The organism is Colwellia sp. 75C3 (assembly GCF_002836255.1).
Classification (GTDB): Bacteria; Pseudomonadota; Gammaproteobacteria; order Enterobacterales; family Alteromonadaceae; genus Colwellia.
The window spans coordinates 355343-375266 of sequence record NZ_PJAU01000033.1 but is presented as its reverse complement, the minus strand read 5'-3'; the positions used below and the strand labels follow the sequence as shown (position 1 = coordinate 375266).

Annotated in this window: 13 protein-coding genes and 2 pseudogenes; 7 read left to right on the top strand and 8 right to left on the bottom strand. The window is 38.2% G+C overall.

Translation table 11 applies throughout. The annotated features are described in order from the left end of the window. Positions 1-18 precede the first annotated feature (18 nt). From CXF85_RS06085 to CXF85_RS06055, 6 genes and pseudogenes are all read left to right on the top strand, one after another. On the top strand, positions 19-714 hold the full coding sequence (locus tag CXF85_RS06085) for a pirin family protein (RefSeq protein WP_101227627.1): 696 nt from the start codon (positions 19-21) through the stop codon (positions 712-714). A gap of 106 nt (positions 715-820) precedes the next feature. Then, a pseudogene (locus CXF85_RS06080) lies at positions 821-1434 on the top strand (sulfite exporter TauE/SafE family protein). Between the two features lie 491 nt (positions 1435-1925). Continuing rightward, positions 1926-2260: pseudogene (locus CXF85_RS06075) on the top strand (DoxX family protein). Positions 2261-2314: 54 nt separating this feature from the next. Beyond that, positions 2315-3298, top strand: coding sequence for a glutathione S-transferase family protein (locus CXF85_RS06070; protein WP_101227625.1), 984 nt, complete (start codon positions 2315-2317; stop codon positions 3296-3298). Positions 3299-3687: 389 nt separating this feature from the next. Further along, the gene (locus CXF85_RS06065) at positions 3688-6765 is read left to right on the top strand and encodes a ligand-binding sensor domain-containing diguanylate cyclase (protein ID WP_101227932.1); all 3078 of its coding nucleotides are present in this window, start codon (positions 3688-3690) and stop codon (positions 6763-6765) included. A gap of 444 nt (positions 6766-7209) precedes the next feature. Continuing rightward, a complete protein-coding gene (locus CXF85_RS06055; RefSeq protein WP_232771091.1) occupies positions 7210-8259 on the top strand; it encodes a GGDEF domain-containing protein in 1050 nt (349 codons plus the stop codon). A 41-nt stretch (positions 8260-8300) separates the two neighbouring features. Here the strand turns inward: CXF85_RS06055 and CXF85_RS06050 are convergent, their stop codons facing one another. From CXF85_RS06050 to CXF85_RS06015, 8 genes are all read right to left on the bottom strand, one after another. Beyond that, positions 8301-8753, bottom strand: a complete 453-nt coding sequence (locus CXF85_RS06050; protein WP_101227624.1) for a universal stress protein — start codon at positions 8751-8753, stop codon at positions 8301-8303. 41 nt (positions 8754-8794) lie between these two features. Beyond that, positions 8795-10189, bottom strand: coding sequence for an MBL fold metallo-hydrolase RNA specificity domain-containing protein (locus CXF85_RS06045; RefSeq protein ID WP_101227623.1), 1395 nt, complete (start codon positions 10187-10189; stop codon positions 8795-8797). A 29-nt stretch (positions 10190-10218) separates the two neighbouring features. Beyond that, the gene (locus tag CXF85_RS06040; protein WP_101227622.1) at positions 10219-10674 is read right to left on the bottom strand and encodes a cytochrome C; all 456 of its coding nucleotides are present in this window, start codon (positions 10672-10674) and stop codon (positions 10219-10221) included. A 397-nt stretch (positions 10675-11071) separates the two neighbouring features. Next, positions 11072-13903 carry an FAD-binding and (Fe-S)-binding domain-containing protein gene (locus CXF85_RS06035; RefSeq protein ID WP_101227621.1) on the bottom strand — a complete coding sequence of 944 codons (2832 nt, stop codon included), beginning with the start codon at positions 13901-13903 and terminating at the stop codon, positions 11072-11074. Positions 13904-13916: 13 nt separating this feature from the next. Further along, positions 13917-14618 (bottom strand): LutC/YkgG family protein, encoded by a 702-nt coding sequence (locus CXF85_RS06030; protein ID WP_101227620.1) that lies wholly within the window; start codon positions 14616-14618, stop codon positions 13917-13919. Between the two features lie 16 nt (positions 14619-14634). After that, complete coding sequence (locus CXF85_RS06025) at positions 14635-16128, bottom strand: LutB/LldF family L-lactate oxidation iron-sulfur protein (protein ID WP_101227619.1); 1494 nt, start codon at positions 16126-16128, stop codon at positions 14635-14637. Continuing rightward, complete coding sequence (locus CXF85_RS06020) at positions 16125-16934, bottom strand: (Fe-S)-binding protein (RefSeq protein WP_198555505.1); 810 nt, start codon at positions 16932-16934, stop codon at positions 16125-16127. The genes CXF85_RS06025 and CXF85_RS06020 overlap by 4 nt, the downstream gene beginning before the upstream one ends. Before the next feature lie 85 nt (positions 16935-17019). Beyond that, positions 17020-18747, bottom strand: coding sequence for an L-lactate permease (locus CXF85_RS06015; RefSeq protein WP_101227618.1), 1728 nt, complete (start codon positions 18745-18747; stop codon positions 17020-17022). 122 nt (positions 18748-18869) lie between these two features. On the opposite strand from CXF85_RS06015, the gene CXF85_RS06010 reads away from it, so the two are divergent. Beyond that, the gene (locus CXF85_RS06010; protein ID WP_101227617.1) at positions 18870-19772 is read left to right on the top strand and encodes a LysR family transcriptional regulator; all 903 of its coding nucleotides are present in this window, start codon (positions 18870-18872) and stop codon (positions 19770-19772) included. The last annotated feature ends 152 nt before the right edge of the window (positions 19773-19924 follow it).

Genomic DNA, 19924 nt, shown 5'->3' with positions numbered 1-19924 from the left:
TAGAAGAGAGAAATAAAAATGAAATATATCAGAAAATCTATCAGTAGAGGTGTTGCCAACCATGGCTGGTTAAAGAGTAAACATAGCTTTTCGTTTGCTAATTATTATGATCCAAAGCACATGGGATTCTCTGTGTTACGTGTCATTAATGACGATACTGTTGCACCTGGAAAAGGTTTTGGCGCACATGGTCATCGCGACATGGAAATTATATCTTACGTTACCCAAGGTTCATTGAGACATAAGGATAGCGAAGGTAATAAACATGTCGTATCCGTGGGGGAAATTCAGCGTATGAGTGCAGGTACTGGAGTAAGACATTCTGAATACAATGCATCTAATACTGATTATGTGAAATTTCTCCAGATTTGGATAGAACCGAACAAAAGGGGAATTAAACCAAGTTATGAACAAAAAAACATTCCACAAAAAGGCGCTTTAACACCGCTGATAACAACTACTGGCAAAGATGGGTCGATATCAATCCAACAAGATGCCAGTTTGTCTCGTTTAGTGTTAAAGAAAAAAGAGAACTTTACACTTGCCCCTATCAAACAATCTGGGTATTTACATATTGTTAAAGGAGAACTAGTGGTCGAAGGTCATTCTTTTGTAGCGGGTGACGCGTTTTCAGTTGAACCATCAGAAATATTAGAGGTTGAAGCAATATCAACACTTGAAGCACTGTGGTTTGAATTACCTGCAAAGTACTAATATGGATATAATAACGATTGTATTAATCGCAAACGTTGTTCTGCTTATTGGTATTTAAAAATCAGCCTTAACAGGGGCACTTGGCGTTTTCGCCGTGCCCCTGTTAATGCTGAAATTACCACCGACAGCAGCCATTACTTTAATGCTGCCATTACTTATTGTTGGAGACATATTAAGTGTGCGCAGTTATTGGAAAAAATGGGACCATCACTTATTCCCGGCGCTATGATTGGTGTTAGTGTCGCGTATCTCATCATAGATTTTATCAATGCTGAACATCTTCAATTAATTATTGGTGTCATCTGTATTGTTTTTTCACTCAAGAACTTACTCTTAAAACAAATAACACTCAAGGCTTTGAATAATAAAGCGGGTGCTTTAATTATGTCGATATTTTCAGGCTTAACCAGTAGCTTAGTTCACGCTGGTGGGCCGCCTATTATTATTTACTTTAGTGCTATTGGCTTAGCCCCAGCTAAATTTATCGCTACCGCCTCGGCATTTTTTTTCATAATGAACATTTTTAAACTCATTGGGGTAACAGCTTTGGGCATGTTAACGGGAGAAATTATTTTAACCGCAATGGCATTTATTCCGCTGGCATTTGTCGGTAATTGGATTGGCGTAAAAATTAATACTTCGTTAAATAAGCAATTATTTTTGACAATAATGAACTACTTACTTTTACTCTTAGGCTGCTGGTTAGTCATGACAAAATAACGTGTAAATCAAGTTTATTGTTTAATATGTAAAATTTTCGGCTGTAATCAAAACAACAACAACAACAACAACAACAACAACAACAACAACAACAACAACAACAACAACAACAACAACAACAATTCCCCCCACCATCCAGATTAACGAATACCAATAAGTGCATGCTCATAAGCCAATGTTCTGCTTTTTTGTAAATAAGCGGCTCTACTTATTACGATCAAAAACCTGCTATCAACCATCGCGATTAGGTCTATTTATTTGATGGAGATGATTGAAAGGTACAGACCTAAATATTTGATATAAAAATTAAAGCATTTCATTTTAATAACATAAGACCTGCCTGAGCATCAAATATTATGCGAGAAACTAATACATCAATCCTTTTGAACTAACTGTTCAAATTTAACCGTTATTCTTCGTTAGTGTCTTTAAATATAATAGCTTCATTAAACAGAAACAATGAACTTTAACGACGAACTTTGGAGAATACAATGAACACATCTTTTATAAAAAAACTGATAACAACTAATACGGGTTTCGCTGCTTTAGCTATTAGAATTCCTGTTGCTATTATATTTATTGCGCATGGTGCAGAATTTTTGGTGGTATAGCGTTATTAATTGGTTTACTGGTTCGCCCAGCAGCGTTAATGCTTAGCATTACCATGGTAGTAGCCATCTTTAGTGTGCATTTTGCCAATGGCCTATTTATGACGAGTAACGGTTATGAGTTTGCACTTGCTTTGTTTGCTATATCAATTTCGTTGATGCTTAGTGGTGCAGGTAGGTTAGCACTGGATAACGTATTGAAGCAGCGCTTAGGTTAATAAACTAAATAATTCCTTTTAATATTTATTCAGATATAACAGAGAGATACTACAATGAAATCAGTAAAAAACAGTTGGGGCAGCAGTATAAAAGATGGTGAATACCAACGTAAAGAATCACAATTTAGAAACTGGATCACAGCTGATGGCAGTGCTGGCATATCAGGACGTGGTGGCTTTCAAGCTGAGGCTGGTCGTTATCATTTATACGTATCACTGGCCTGCCCGTGGGCACATAGAACCTTAATTTTCCGCCAATTAAAAGGCTTAGAAGATTTAATTACCGTGAGTGTTGTTCATCCTGACATGCATGAAAATGGCTGGAGTTTTAAGCATGATGAAGAGTCGGCAAAACTTTATGGCACAACAGGAGATAACTTATACGATGGTAAATTTATTTCTGAAAAATATCTAGCACAAGACCCTGATTACAGTGCTGTTAATAGTGTACCCGTATTATGGGATAAGAAAGATAAAGTGATAATAAATAACGAGTCATCAGAAATAATTCGTATGTTTAATAGTGCTTTCAACGATATTACAGGTAATGAATTAGATTTTTATCCTGAACACTTACGTGAAAAAATTGATCATGAAAATGAGTTGGTTTATCACAAAATTAATAATGGCGTGTATAAAACTGGTTTTGCTACAACGCAAGAAGCCTACGATAAAAATGTAACAGAGTTATTTGCCGCATTAGAGCAGCTTGATGAGAAGCTCTCAAAACAACGTTATTTAGCTGGTGATGAAATTACCGAAGCGGATTGGCGTTTGTGGGCAACATTAGTACGTTTTGATTCGGTTTATCATACGCATTTTAAATGTAATTTAAAATTGATCAAAGAATTTAGCAACATCTACAATTATATGTTGGAACTGTTTCAAGTACCTAACGTCGCCAAAACGGTAAATGAAGCGCATATCAAACGTCATTACTATGCGAGTCATTTAGCGATTAACCCTTATGGCATTGTTCCTATTTCTCATCAACAAGATTGGACAACCAAACACAATAGAGATAAGCAGTTTAGCTAGTTTCAAGTCGTTGTTGTGCTGTCACAATCCCCTTATAAATCAAACTTAGGTCAGCTAACCCCGACGTAAGTTTTTTACTGGAAAATGAACGATGATAACTAGCGGTAATAATGGCACGCTGACTGTGCCATTTAGAGCTAACTTTTATCTCACTTAGCAATAAACGCCAGACAATAAAATTTCAACTAACGCATTAATATCGTGACCTTACTTTATTTCTTAGACCTTAGTCTAAAACTCTAATGATGTAAAAACACTTAGTTGCGCTTTACCTCTTACGAAGCACATTTCACATAGATATAGTCTGTTAAATCAACTAAAATAAGAGCACTGTTACTTTTGTGTTACGTTTGTGTGACGCCCCCTTAGTTGTGATAACTTTGAAGCTTATGAAATGTAGTTTATTGCTGTTTAATCGCTTTATGTATTTTGTTATCTTATCTGTTGGCATTATTATTCCAGCTTATAGTAATGATGGCTCATCTGAACTTACTAATGAATATTCTGTGGAAATGTTAACAGAGGAAGATGGCTTTGTTTCTTCTGAGATATATTCGATTATTCAGGATAATCAAGGACTACTTTGGTTTGGCACCGCTGAAAATGGTGTAATGCGTTATGATGGCCGAAAAGTAACGCTCTTTGAATTTGATAGTATGAGTGCCAACGGTTTATCTCATAATGATGCTGGCAATCTGATGTTAGACCGTGACGGAAGAATATGGGTTGGCACTTGGGGAGGAGGCGCTAATCTTTATCAGCCACAAACAGGTAAATTTCAACAATTTTTTCATGACCCTCTGCGCAATGACTCCATTTCGTCTAACCGAATCCAATCTTTATTTCATGACCAAAGTGGCTCTATTTGGTTAGGCTCCTATGATCATGGTTTAAGCCGATATATTGGTCAAAACAGCTTTGAGCATATAGAGAAAATCACTGAGAAAAAATCCAGTTTATCTCATAATAGAATATGGGATATTGAAGACAACGATAGCAATAGTCTTTGGGTTGCCACTAGCTTTGGTTTAAATTTATATGATAAAAAGAATAAAACCTTTTCGCATTTTTTCCCCGAACCCGATAATTCCACACCGACTGGCGCAAACGAAATACGAAGTATTTTAAAAACGTCAGAAGATAAGTTTTATGTCGGTACACAAAAAGGCCCATTTGATTTTAACCAACACAATGGTCTTTTCACGCTATTAAAAACTGCTGATGATGAATATATTGGTCAAGTGAACTCTATGATTGAGGATCAGGAAGGCTACATTTGGTTTGTCAGCAGCAAAGGTTTGTTTCGACAGTCGAACAGCGACGCTCACATTGAAAAATTTGAGCTTGAACATAATGATGGTCTGAGAATAATTTTCGAAGATAGCTCGAGAACAATATGGGTTACTAGCGAAACTCACGGTATATATAAAATAGTGCCACATCGTAAATTCAAAGCGATTAATAGTGCTGCACTGACTGCCCCAAATGGCATAACAGTTGATGATAACGGTGATCTGTTAATTATCTCTTCAGCATCTCAATTATATAAGTGGCAAGTATCATCACAAAAACTGGAAACATTATCTCCACCTATTTTTAGTGAAAAAAATGGTTATGGGGGCAACCGGTTAGTAGAAAGGCCCATTATCTTTCCTGATAACAACAATAACTTATGGGTTGCACAAGATGACGGTTTAGCAAAATTCAATTTAAAAACTAAACAGATTGATTTGTTAAAATACCCAAAATCAGATCCAAACTATCACGAATTTAGAGAGTTACGAGCGCTTAATATTGATACAAAAGGAAACCTTTGGATCGGTACTTATAAAAATGGCGTCTATCGCTACGATCCATCAACTCGCTCTTTTATGCATTTAGATGATTCTTTAGGTTTATCTCATCCAGAAGTGTGGGAAATATTTAAAGATGATGAACAAAATATCTGGGTGGGTACCGGCGATGGAGTGAACCTTTGGGATGATACCAATCAGCAGTTTATTTCATTTAAAAGTGATAATACTAAAACAGATAGTTTATTGGGACAAATAGTTCAGGATATCCATCAATCTAGGGATGGTAGCATTTGGATTGCCACGCAAAAAGGTCTCAACTTATACCTCCCAAAAACAAAGAGCTTTAAACATTTTGGTCGCAAAGATGGATTACCGACATCTTTAATACGCGCCATTGAAGACGATCAAAGTGGTCATTTATGGCTGACAACAAATAAGGGGATTTCAAAGCTAAACCCCTCCTCTGGAGAGGTGACTAATTTTGACAGCTACAATGGCTTATTAGGTTTAAATTACTATGCAAATAGCCTGGTAAGAGGTGGTAATGAAACGCTTTTTACCAGTAGTCAAAGAGGCATTGAGTTCTTCAATACTTCAGCTATAGAAGAAAATAATAGTGAGTATGCCGTTGTTTTAACCGGCTTCAATAAGATGGGCCAGCCGGTAATGCTTGAGAAGCCTTATTCTTATGTCACTGACATTAAATTATCTTACCGTGATTACTTTTTTTCTTTTGAATTCTCCGTATTAGATTATATTTCCCCGAGTAAAAATCAATATGCTTATAAGCTAGAAGGGTATGATGATAATTGGATTGACCTCGGAAATCGTAATGTTGCTGCTTTTACTAATTTAGATGGTGGCTCATATAAATTATTAGTCAAAGCCACTAATAGTAGTGGTAAATGGAGCAAAAAAATATTGTCAATTAATTTGCAAGTATCTCCGCCTATCTGGAAAACGTGGTGGGCATATAGCTTGTATATTTTAATAACAATACTTTTTGTGTTCATTTTTATTTATTTTAGAACGCGTATACAGCGAACTGAAATTATTAGACAAAAACAATTTGTATTAACACTTGAAGAACAAGTCATTGAAAAAACAGCATCATTAAACTCACAAGCGAATGACTTAATCGCAGCAAATAAGCAATTGGAAATGCTTACCTATCAGGATGGCTTAACTGGTTTATACAATCGTCGTTATTTTGATAAAAAACTGACCAAAGAAATCCAAAGACATTATCGTCAAAAGCAACCATTGTCGCTCATTCTTGGGGATATTGACCACTTCAAACTGTTTAACGACTTTTATGGTCATCAGCAAGGTGATACTTGCCTAAAACAAGTAGCTAAATGTATTGGGGCTAGCGTAGCAAGAGTGACAGATTCAAATTGTCGTTATGGTGGTGAGGAGTTTGCTATTATCCTACCCAATACATCAGTGGAAGAATCGACTATTGTTGCTGAACGTTTATGTTTAGCCATAGAGAATATGAATATTGTCCATGAAAAATCTAAAAACAGCGCCTTTGTCACAATGACTTTAGGGGTGGTCACTATTGCTGCAGAGCAAAAATCATCTGTTGATTCGATTGTATTAAGTGCAGATAAAGCATTGTACCTAGGTAAATCAAAGGGAAGAAATAGGGTTGTTCGAGCTGATTAAATCCTATTATATACCCGTTCCACTTGAATATGCAGGATTCAGCTGGACTTAGAAACGCCTTTAGGCAAGGCATTGATTGAAGAGAATAGTTATTCTATTGTCGAAATCAATAACGCAGCATAAAGCGTTTCTAAACCAGCCCTTGGGGAAGGCTGAGTAAATAATACTCTACGTTACATTTCTTTTTAAGGGAATGACCCTTAATAAAAAATGCGCCTTGATTATGAATCACTCAGACTTCCTGAAACGAGCATCTTCAAGTGGAGCGGGTATAGTCAAATAAACACCAGACATTTGGGCTGCTAAATAGAGTAGAAGTCATGGATAAAGTGACATCCTCACTCTTGTTTTGTATAAAAAAAGAACATGTTAGTGTTTTATAAAATAATGTTATGCTAAATTACCCGCTCACATTAGACTCTCTCACTAATCGGATTATATTCTTTGCAAGAGCAACCCTACCTGAATGATAATGAAGAATTACAACAACTGAATGTTGTTTCTTTGTTTACCTTAGTCGGTATGACAATTACTGCCGTTATGGGACTTATTAGCCTATTCAACGGAGATTTTATTTTAGCCAGTACTTTATTCCTCGCAAGTTTTATCTATTTACTCGGTTATTACGCTTATCAGAAGTTCAACAATATAGAATTAAGTTCCGCAATAGTTCTCTATTCACTTTATTTATTAATGTTTTACCTTACCTACACCGGTGGTGTTGAAAATACCGGGCCTTTATGGATATATATTGTTGCGCCTGTTTCAGTATTTATTCATGGCTTAAAGCGTGGCTTGATTAATATTGCGCTATTCGTAATAATAATTAGTACCATAATGTTCATGCCAACCACTATTATTGCTCATGCTGAGTACAGCATTGAGTTTAAAATACGCTTACTCACTTCGTTTTTAACGGTTACATTTCTGTCAGCCTTATATGAATATTCAAGAGAGAAATCTTATAAACAAGCACTTGAGTTAAGTAAGAAATATCAGCAACTCGCTCATTTTGATCCCCTAACACAGCTATCTAATCGTCGTGGTGCACTCTCTCTTTTAACGCAAAAAAAAGCATGTATAGTTCATAACCAACAACCCTGCTCGATCATCATATGCGATGTAGATCTTTTCAAGAAAATTAATGACCAATATGGGCACAATGCAGGCGATGCTGTATTGGTTGAGCTTGCCAAAATTTTTACTAAAAACACCAGAGAACAAGATTGTATTGCACGTTGGGGCGGGGAAGAATTCTTATTTATTTTGCCACAAACACTGGCTAAAAATGCCAATATACTTGCAGAGAAAATTCAAGAAACACTACAAAATCATCTTGTTAATTATGAAGGTGAAAAAATTAAGGTGACCGTCAGTATGGGCATTGAGCAATTCAATGGTGATCAAAGCATTGATGAGGTAATCAACAATGCTGACAAGTATTTATATCAAGCAAAAAATGCGGGCAGGAATCAAATTTATCCAAAGTTTTAATATATACCCATGCCACTTAAAAGTATTTTGGATATAAACATTTAGTCTTTAAAACGCACGGCTAATACGTCACATTTTGCCCCGTGTAAAATGGCATTACTAGTAGAACCTAAGAGCAACTGCAAACCTTGTAATCCATGACTACCCGTTATAATTAAATCAACATTCTCCTGCTCTGCAAAAGCTAATATTTCCCCACTGGTATGCCCTATAGGTATATGTAAATCTTGCTCGGTAATATTGAGCCTTTTAACCAAAGATTGTAGAACCTCTTTGGCTCGCTCTTCTAATACTCTGGTAGTGCCAATGCTATCGGCAGAATCTAAGCCAGGAATAACACCATATACCCCACTATAATAAGCATTTGGTATAGGCTCGACTACATGTATAACACTAAGCTTAGCTTGTGTGAGTTGTTGTAATTGCGTGACCTTATCCTCAATGTAGCTTTTAGTTTCATTAAGTTCGGTGGCAAATAAAATATGTTTATACATAAATTTCTCCTTCTATTTTAAACAATACAAATTTCACTAAATTAAAGTGGTATAACAATATTTTGCTTATAACTTGCTTGCACAACATTAACTTTATGTTGATATTTTAATTTTTGTGCGAGTATTTCCATGGCATCTTCCTCTCCGTGTACCAGTACTACCGGTGGTTTATTTTCAAAACGTTGATACCAATCTAATAAGCCTTGTTGATCCGCATGCGCGGAAAAACCACCTATGGTGTGAACTTTAGCGTTCACTTGTATCTTTTCACCCCATAATTTAATGTTTTTACAGCCATCAACCAGTGACCGACCTAATGTTCCTCTGGCTTGAAAGCCAACAATCAGCACATGAGTATTTTCACGCCATATATTATGTTTAAAATGATGTTTTATTCGGCCACCAGTACACATGCCACTTCCAGCAATAATGATAGCGCCAGAGTTAATTTGATTAATTTTCATCGAGTATTCAGTAGTTTCTGACATATGAAGATTGGGTAAATCGAATAGTCCATCATTCTGTTGATTAACATCAATTGCTTGTTTATCGTAAACCTCACTATGTTTAGCATAGACATTTGTCGCTTTTATCCCCATAGGGCTATCGAGAAAAATTTGCCAATCATCGAGTTGCCACTCATCAAAATGTTGCTTAAATTCATAGAGCAACTCTTGAGTTCTACCGACAGTAAACGCGGGAATTAATATATTACCTTTACCACTTTTAGCATTGGCAATAATCTCACCCATTTCTTGCCAAGTATCCTCCCAACTGCGATGCAGTCGATCACCATAAGTACTTTCCATTATGACTAAATCAGCATATTTAACTTCAAAAGGGTCTCGTAAAATTGGCGCATTCTTATGACCTAAATCACCACTAAAGACGACTTTTTTACTGACGCCATTTTCAGTCAGTGTTAATTCAACGATAGCCGAGCCAATAATATGTCCCGCATCTCTAAGCGTTAGTTTAACGCCTTGACATATTTCCAACTCTTCATCATAAGCAAGCCCTTTAAAATACTGTAATGTTGTTTCCGCTTCTGCCGTTGTATAAAGCGGTTCAATTAATGTTAAGCCCTTACGTTCACGCTTTTTATTTTCCCAACGCGCTTCTTTTTCATGAATATACCCTGAGTCGACTAGCATAATTTCGCATAAATCTACGGTGGCATTATGGGTATAAATAGCGCCATGAAAGCCCTCTTTCATCAGCATGGGTAATCGACCCGTATGATCAAGGTGCGCATGACTAACGATCACTGCATCTAGTTCTGCAACATCAAAAGGAAAGGCATCATGGTTGTGTCGCACATTCTCATGAGAGCCTTGCAACATGCCGCACTCAAGCAGTATATTTTTGTTATTAACTTGCACCAAATAACAAGAACCCGTAACTTCTCGAGTAGCGCCAAAAAATTTGATATTCATGTAATCTCCTGTGATATCTACTGTATGAACTATTGTGGGTAATATGGATATTTTCTTGGTTTATAAGGCGCTAAGCTATAATTTGTCTGTAAAAAAGTGACCAAATCAATAAGCTCTGTCACTGTCATAACATCATTAAAAATCTTCATTTTCGATCTTCCTTCTACGGTTGTTTTCATAGTCGAATAAGGATAAGAAGATTTATGAGAAGGATTGATTATTGAAGTGAGCAGGTCTGCGTAGGTAACTACTTGTGTTTTATCACCGCCAAGGGCAATTGAAATATTCTGATGTTTTTCAATATTGTTATCCTCAATGCCTTTAAGAGAATGACACGCCAAACATTGGTACTTTAAAAAAACTATTTTTCCTGTTTCAATATTGCCTTTTGGTAAGCTAAACCCTCGCGTGGAATCAACTCCCCTATCACAACTGAATAGTGTTAATGACATAACGATGAGTAAAGTGAGCATAATATATTTCATTATTATTCCTCGATTATCTTTTTCGGCTAGCATAATTAACTAAGTTAATTAGCCGTTATCGCTGCAGCTGTGGGGAAGCTGGAATGTTAGAATGTAAGGGGTTTTTCTTGGTATGGTGGCGCTGTTTCTGCTGAGCTCACAACGTTATATAAAACCAGTCTATTCCGAACAAATTGTTTACCTATCCCACTATAGGCTTAACTTTCAGTTTAGTAGTGCGGGGAAAATAACTCTAATCAAGGTGAGCAAATATTGATCAAGATCAATAATAATCTGTGATTAGATTAACTGGCACTCTATTAAGACAAACGATGCAAAGTTAGGTCCTAATAAAGTGTCCAATAAAAGCATGAAGGATAATTTTATTTATTGCCTCAAGCTAACTAAAAAAATCGAGTTACTCTTTAGCCGCTGTTGCCTTATCGACTAAATAAAGAATGGATTGATAATCTATCCCCGCATGATGCGATAAACCTATTTCGCAGGTTCTGCTATTGCTATAACCAACCAAACAATCTTTAGGTACTTGTTCTTTTAAGGTTGCTAAGGCATTTTCATTTAGCTCAGGGGTAGTAAAACCTTTATCTCCGGCAAAACCGCAACACTGAATATGTTCAGGAATAATGACATTGTTACTGCACAACTTAGCAAGTTGCTGCATTTTATCGGTTAAGCCCATACGCCTGCTGCTACAGGTGACATGCAACATGATGGTGTCGTTTAATGGGGTAAACGTTAAGTGTTCTGCCAAGACTTTGGTTACAAAACCTACTGGTTCATATAGAGATAATCCTTCAGTCGCTTCTATATCTTCAAGTAACATTGATTTACACGGGCTAGTATCAATTAAAATAGGATGTTGACCGTTTTCACTCAGCTTAGTTAGCATTGTTAACAGTGATTTTCTTTTCTGCTTAGCCTCATCAAACATACCTTTACTATTAAATGGCATGCCACAACATTCACCAGTAAAATCAGGGCTAATAATGTCAAAGCCGGCCTTTTCTAACACAGCATAAGTCACTTCGGTTAATGAACGTTGCTCGGCTGCATCAAGGGCTTGCCCCATACTTCTGCTGGCACAACTGGGTATATAAACTACTTTTGGCTTGTTGTTCTTGTCGCTTGAAACAGCTTTAGGTTGATAGCTCGCTTTACTTGGCAGGTATTTGCTCCATAGTGGAATATTGTTTCCAGACAGCTTACGCACAGTGCCTGTTAATCCACCCATGCTTTTATTACCAATCAGCCGTTGACTAAAGCCGGCAACAGCTAAAGAAACGCGTGTCATTTTTTCTATACTGGCAAAGTTATTGGCTAGCTTATTTGATAGCCCATGGTATTTAGCATTGTTAACGTGGCGTAGCTCCCGAACCAGATCACCGGTATTAATACCAACAGGGCAACGGTCTGCACACAAACCTGTAGCTGCACAGGTATCAATGCCTAAATAATTAAAGTCTTTTTCAAGTTCACTTAACAATTGAGGATCATCACCTGAGGCTGTTAAACGACTGATTTCACGATAGGTGGTAATACGTTGCCTTGGTGTCAGACTTAAGCCTTTTGAAGGACATACCGGTTCACAAAAGCCACATTCAATACATTTATCAACAATGTCATGAGCCGGAGGCAGATTTTTTAAATTTTTGATATGAGCTAACGGGTCGTCGTTAATAATAACGCCAGGATTAAGTAAGTTACTTGGATCAAATAAGGCTTTTATTTGCTTCATTAAGGCAAAACCTTGCTTACCCCACTCTAATTCAATAAATGGCGCCATATTGCGGCCCGTTCCATGTTCAGCTTTGAGTGAGCCTTGGTAATCTACCGCAACAAGTTGGCAAACATCATCCATAAAAGATTGATATCGGTCGACTTCTGTCTGCGTTGAAAAGTCTTGGGTGAAAACGAAATGCAAATTACCGTCAAGGGCATGCCCAAAAATAATGGCTTCATCATAATGATACTTTTCAAAAAGTGCCTGTAATTTAGCAACCGCATCTGCAAGTTGTTCAACAGGAAAAGCAACATCTTCAATGATAACGGTAGTGCCTGTTTCTCGTACCGCGCCAACAGCTGGAAACGTACCTTTTCTAATTGCCCATAGTTGTGAGTACTCACTCGCAACATCAGTGAATTTAATCACATTCGTTTGCTCAAAAGTATTTAACAGGGTTTCGACTGCTGCTACTTGCTCAATTAATAAATTTTTATTGGCAGCACAAGTTTCAATCAGTAATGCGCCAACATTCTTATCGAGTGTTTTGATAAATTCAGGTAGGCCCTGCATATCACTGACTGAAGCTAACGAGCGCCTATCCATCAATTCAACCGCCGAGACATTAGCCTCAGCTAAGGCGCTTACCGCTGAGCAGGTTGTTTGCATATCAGGAAAGAATACTATCGATGACGCACGATATTTATGTTCAACCACAGTGTTATAAGTAATGGACGAAATGAAACCTAAGGTGCCTTCTGATCCAATCATTAAATGCGCAAGAATATCGATAGGATCTTCAAAATCAATGATGGCGTTAATGGCATAACCGGTAGTATTTTTTAAGCGATATTTATGTTTGATTAGCTCACTTAATTTTTCATCACTGCGGGTTTGAATAGCAAGTATTTTCAGTCTTTCCAGTAGTTGCACGTGACTTTTTTCAAAAGCAGATATGCTAGCTGCATCAGCGGTGTCAAGTACACTACCATCATGTAAAACTAGTCGAATATTATCCAGTGTATGGTAACTATTTTGCCCGACACCACAGCACATGCCACTGGCATTGTTAGCGGCAATACCCGCTACTTTACAGGTATTAATAGAAGCGGGATCTGGACCTATTTTACGGCCATAAGGTAATAAATACCTATTTGCATCAGCGCCTATTACGCCAGGACCAAGTTTAATTTTTAGACCAAGATCTAATATCTCATGGTCACGCCAATTATTGGTCAGCATAATTAAAATGGAGTCAGACTGCGCTTGCCCTGAAAGACTGGTACCTGCGGCTCTAAATGTTACCGATAATTTTTTTTGTGCTGCTGCCTTAATAACCCTAACGACTTCAGCTTCGTTATCTAAAATGAGTACTAATTGCGGTATTAAGCGATAGAAGCTGGCATCAACGCCATAAGCTAAACGCCGAGTGTAATCCGTAATAATGCGTTTATCGGGAATAAACTCGGCAACTTCTTTAGCAAAAAATTGATAATGCTCAGATAACATAATATCTCTCAAATTAACTATTCAATAATAAAACAATCAGCGCTTTTGGGCCATGAGCACCATAAGCTAACGTTTGTTGAATATCCGCTGTTTTCGATGGCCCTGAAATTAACACTACGTTAGTGGGTAATTTATCATGCCATTGTTCCGCTGCCATCAAGCGAGCAAAGTCTGCATGTAACTTATTAGCATCAACTATCACAAAGTGTACTGGCGGTACTAGCGATAAGCTTCTTGGTTCATTCTCATCAGGCCATAAAACAATAGTGCCTGTTGCGGCAATGGAGCAGCGTGAACTTGATAAAGCCGCAGGACATTCATTAAAGAGCAATTCTTTATTATTATCAATCGAAAAATCATAAGGTTGTAGCTCTATATTGCTATCTAATCCATTAATAACGTCACGGTGAACATCGTTTCCGCCATAACATTTTTCACCACAAAGTAATGTTGTGATATTTAGCGCCGCAAGTTCCGCGCTAATAACCTCAGCTATACCCTCTTTCGTTGTTTGGATCACTTGTGCATGATTTTTCTCAAGTTCAGAAATAAACTGAGCAAGATTTTCTTCATGACTAAACTCAGGATAGATATAAGGAATTTCTTCAGGCAATTTATCATAATCCGCGCCGCTGACCTCGGCTTTCAATTTAGCAAGAATATTGCCACGGGCTTTGCTACTAATAGCATTGATGTCTGCTGATTTATTTGTCATAGGTTATCCTCGGCCACTATCTGCTTGCTGTATTTGTTGATTGCTTTGCTTGTTTAGCGCGCTTTTCTTGTTTGGACTTAAGCCGCTCATGTAAGGTTTTTGCTGCTGGTTTAGGCGCTGTTCTAACACTTGTCCAGCCACCCAATTTTTTCGGCATTAAAAAGCGAAAACGTGTTACTCCCCACATTGATAAGGCATAAAGTGTTGGCGATTTATGCACTAGTGCCCAGACTTTCCAGATAAGCGCTTCGACATTGCTTCGACCTGCTCCCTGCCCTTGCATCACTTGAGGTTTATCACTTTTAGGTTTTACACTTTCTTCGCGCAAACGTAATAATATTTTAGGAATTGGGATTTTAACGGGACATACTTCACCACACGCACCACATAAGGTAGATGCCGTAGGTAAATTACTGGTCGCATCAAGCCCTAACATATGCGGCGAAATAATTTTACCAATAGGACCAGGATAAACGGTACCGTAAGCATGACCACCTATACGGGTGTAAACGGGACAATGGTTCATACAGGCACCACAACGAATACACTGCAAAGTTTGCCTTAATTCTTCATCAGCAAAGGCTTGGCTACGACCATTATCGAGTAACACCAAGTGCACTTCTTTCGGGCCGTCTTTTTCACCCTCTTTTCGCGGTGAATTAATCATATTAAAGTAGGTTGAAATAGCCTGACCAGTAGCACTACGTGTTAACAAACTTAACAAGGGTGGCACATCTGATAAGTGCTCGACTACTTTTTCTATGCCGGTTATCGCAATATGTAAATCCGGTATGGTGGTACACATACGACCATTACCTTCGTTTTCAACTAAACAAAGTGTACCGGTTTCAGCAACGGCAAAATTAACACCTGAAATACCCACATCAGCCTGACAAAATTTGTCTCTGAGTATTGTTCTACCTTGCTGAATGAGGGTATCAACATCGGTGCTGTATTCAAAACCGTCAATATTATCGGCAAACAATTTAGCCACTTGTTGTTTGTTTTGATGAATCGCCGGCATGATGATATGAGACGGATGTTGCTTGGCCAATTGCACTATGTATTCGCCCATATCTGACTCAAGACATTCTACATTGCGCTCTTCAAGGTAGTCATTCAGTGCCGTTTCTTCTGACACCATCGATTTACCTTTAACCACTGTTTTGCCTTTTTTTTGGGCAATCAGCTGGGCAATAATCTCATTGGCTTCGGTGATTGTTTCAGCCCAATGTACCTTAATGCCATTTGTTTCAAGCTTATCTTCTAATTGCTCGAGTAAATGCGGTAACTTTGCCAAACAACGCTGTTTAATTAATTTGCATTGCTCACGTAAGACTTCAAGTTCATCTTCTGATGAAAAAGCGTCTTTACGCTTAGCCATCAAATAATCCATCGCGCCTCTAAAATTGGATCTTAGCTCTTCATTACCTAGATCTCGTGTTACGTTCGCTCGAAAGGCTTTAGCTGATGCGGCATATTTACTTTCTTCTTCGTTAAACTGTTTCATAGCGATGCCTTAGCCGATGTACCCTTTATACGCTTAAGTAAATAACTGGCGATATGCTCGCCGCGTAAGGACTCTTTTTGATAATCAAGCGCGCCATTGATATTCATCATGCAACCATGGTCGGCGCTGACATATCTAACAACATCACTAGCGACAAGATTCTTACTTTTATCAGCCACCATCGCGGCAGAAATATCAGCATGCTTTACCGCAAAGGTCCCACCAAAACCACAACATTCACTTTCATAGTCATGCAGTACTAATTCAACGTTCGCTAGTTGAGAAATTAACTTATTGCCGGTGATATGAACGCCCATCTCCCTTCTAGCAGCACAAGACGTATGTAAAGCAACGCGCTCTTTTGGGCCTTGATCGATGGGTTTTAAGCGCAGCACATGCACCAAGAATTCAGTAAACTCGAAAACTCGCTGACAAAAATTAGTTATTTCTGCATTATTACCGACTAAATCACCGACTGAATCACCTAGCAAATCAAGGTAATGGTGGCGCATCATGCCGCCACAAGATCCCGAAATAACAACAACTGGAATATCCAAAGGGAATTGTTTCACTTGGACTAAAGCAACCGCCTTGGCTTCCTCTTTATAACCTGAGTTATAAGCCGGTTGGCCACAGCAACTTTGCCCTTGTGGATAAATAACCTCAATACCTTCTCGCTCAAGTAACTCGATAGCATCCATGCCCGAATCAGGAAAAAAACTATCGACGATACAGGTGCCAAATAAATAAACCTGCTTCGGTTTTTTAGGATAATTACGCAGATGTTGAGTATTGACTTGTTGCATAGATTGCTCTCTATTTATAAATTTATTTAAGACTTTTATGACTAATTACTTAAGCCATAAATTATCGCAATACCTAGCTTATTAGTTAGATAAGTGGATCGCTGATGTTAAATACGTTGATAGCAATTAAGCCAAGTACACCAACGGCCAGTACATAATAAATAGTGGGTAATATGGTTTTGCGCAATGTTCTGCCTTCTTGCCCTAATAAGCCCACGGTAGCGGAAGCGGCTACGACATTATGAATAGCAATCATATTACCCGCAGCAGCGCCTATCGCTTGTAAAGCTACTAACAAAGCACCTGAAACAGACAAGGCATTCGCTACTTCAAATTGAAACTGGCTTAACATCATATTACTGACCGTATTTGATCCCGCAATAAAGGCTCCCAGTGCACCAACACTTGGGGCAAATAACGGATACAGATCACCAAAGGTTTGCGCAACAAAACTTGCCATAGCAACAGGCATGGCTGCTAGATCTGCGCCATTGACACCCGAATTAATTAAAATACGCACCATAGGAATGGTAAATACCAGCACAAAACCGGCACCTACTAGGGTAGTCGTTGACTGTTTAGCCGCATCAACGACTTGTTTAAATTTCATCTGATGTAAAAATAACGTCACGAGACAAACAAAAAACAGAATACCACCGGGTAGGTATAAAGGCTGAACACTGGCGCTAATACCGACTTCACCCAAAATATTACTAAAGCCAAAGGAAATACTCTTTAACAACGCTTTAAACTCAGTGGAAACACGGCTAAGCACTAAAATTATTGCGACAAGTAAATACGGTAACCAGGCTCGAGTTAATGACATCGACTTTTGGGCTTGGCTGTTGCCTGAGGTATTACCTTGGTCCTTATCTTGGCTCTTATCTTGAGTAAAGGATATTTTGCCTAACCAGTGCGCAGGCCATTGCTCTTTCGGTGCGAAGTCCCACGCCTTCTTCGGCATAAGAAAACCACGTTTTGCTAAGGGCACCACAATCGCCATACCGACTAATGCGCCAATAAGAGAAGGGAATTCAGCGCCAAGAAAAACGCCGGTTAATGCGTAAGGGATAGTAAATGCTAAACCGGCAAACAGTGCAAAAGGCGCAATTTCTAGGCCTTCTTTCCAACTTTTATTTTGACCAAAAAATCGCGTCAACATCACCACCATGAACAGTGGCATTAACGTCCCAACAATGGCATGACCAATGGCAACTTCAGAAGTAATTAACTGTAAAAATTGCTCCCAGCTACTGCCATTTGCAATTAACTGCTCAGTTAAATTACTTTTATCTAAGCCACTGCTAACACCTATAATAATGGGGGTACCTACAGCGCCAAATGACACGGGTGTTGATTGAATCATCATACCAATCATCACCGCCGATATCGCCGGGAAACCAATAGCTACCAGTAAAGGCGCGGCAATTGCTGCTGGTGTACCAAAGCCTGATGCTCCCTCAATAAAACAACCAAAGAGCCAAGCAATAATAATTGCCTGCACTCGACGATCTGGGCTGATATTAGTGAAACCGGCCCTTATCCGTAATATTGCACCTGAGTGCTGCAAGGTATTGAGCAACATGATTGCACCAAAGATAATCCACAAAACAGAGATAGTGATCATTAACCCTTGAAGTGAACTAGCAATGATTCGATTAAAACTCATTTCCCAGGCAAAAAAGGCTATAGCTGCTGTGACAGTATAAACAACAGGCATAGCCTTTTTTGCTGGCCAATGAAGACCTATAAGTAATATTGCCGAAAGGGCAATGGGCATAAACGCGAGTAAAGCTTGCAGTGTAATTGACATATTTATTCCTTCCCCTACTTTTTAGTAGGTGTTTTGTTACATTTTTATACAATCTACCCCTAACGACATTGTTTATATATAGCGCTATAATGAATTCATTATTAACTAAAGCGACATAATAGATGCCTAATGCTAGCGAATTAGCTTTGTTTTCATTAATTGTTGAAGCGAAGTCCTTTAACAAAGCGGCCAAATTGGCTGAAATATCCCCTGCAGCACTCAGTAAGAAAATTTCGAAACTTGAGAAAACCTTAGGCATTCAATTGCTCTACAGAACAACAAGGCGATTAAGCTTAACGGAAGCGGGTGAAGTACTTTACAGCCACACTAAAGAAATTAATAACCAAGTAAATGATGCCGTTAGTGCGGTCAGTAGTTTTAGTGAAGGCTTGTCCGGCACCATTAAAATGACAGTGCCAACTATTTCAGGTGAGCTGATACTTGCGCAAGCGGTTGCTGAGTTTTGCCAGCTGCATCCGAAATTACGTGTTGAAATGCGCTTAGAAAATGAATTTGTCGACTTAATTAAAGAGGGGCAAGATTTAGCTATTAGAACCGGCGTGTTAAGTGACTCGAGTTTAATAGCAAAACCTCTATTGCAGTCAAATTGGATTGTGTGTTGTGCACCGAGTTATATTGAAAAATATGGCACGCCACATACACCGCAAGAACTCTCACGACATAACTGCATGGCATACACTTACCAAGATAAAGGTGCTTATGATTGGTATTTTAGTCAGGCTGACGAAGAATATTATGTAAAAATATCAGGAAATTTTGCCACCAATAATTCACAAGCATTACGTAAAGCAGCACTTGCTGGCTATGGCATAGTTTATATACCTCGCTGTAGTGTTTATGAAGATATGCAACAGGGTGACTTAGTACAGTTATTACCTGAGTTTCATGGCCGACAATTGGGGATTTATGCGGTATACCCTTATACAAAACATCAATCTCAAAAAGTCCGCCTGCTAATTGAACATATAAAAGATTGCTATCAACATAAGGCAGAGTATTTTTAAACCTCAAACTTGTATATTTGTTTTAATATAATGTTCGTATTTTGTAGCAGGATCTCTGGCTACATTTAATTTTCAGCTTCAAAATATTCATATAAACCATTGTTAAACCTGATTAAATAACGAACAAATAACCCATACACGATTGATTTTAC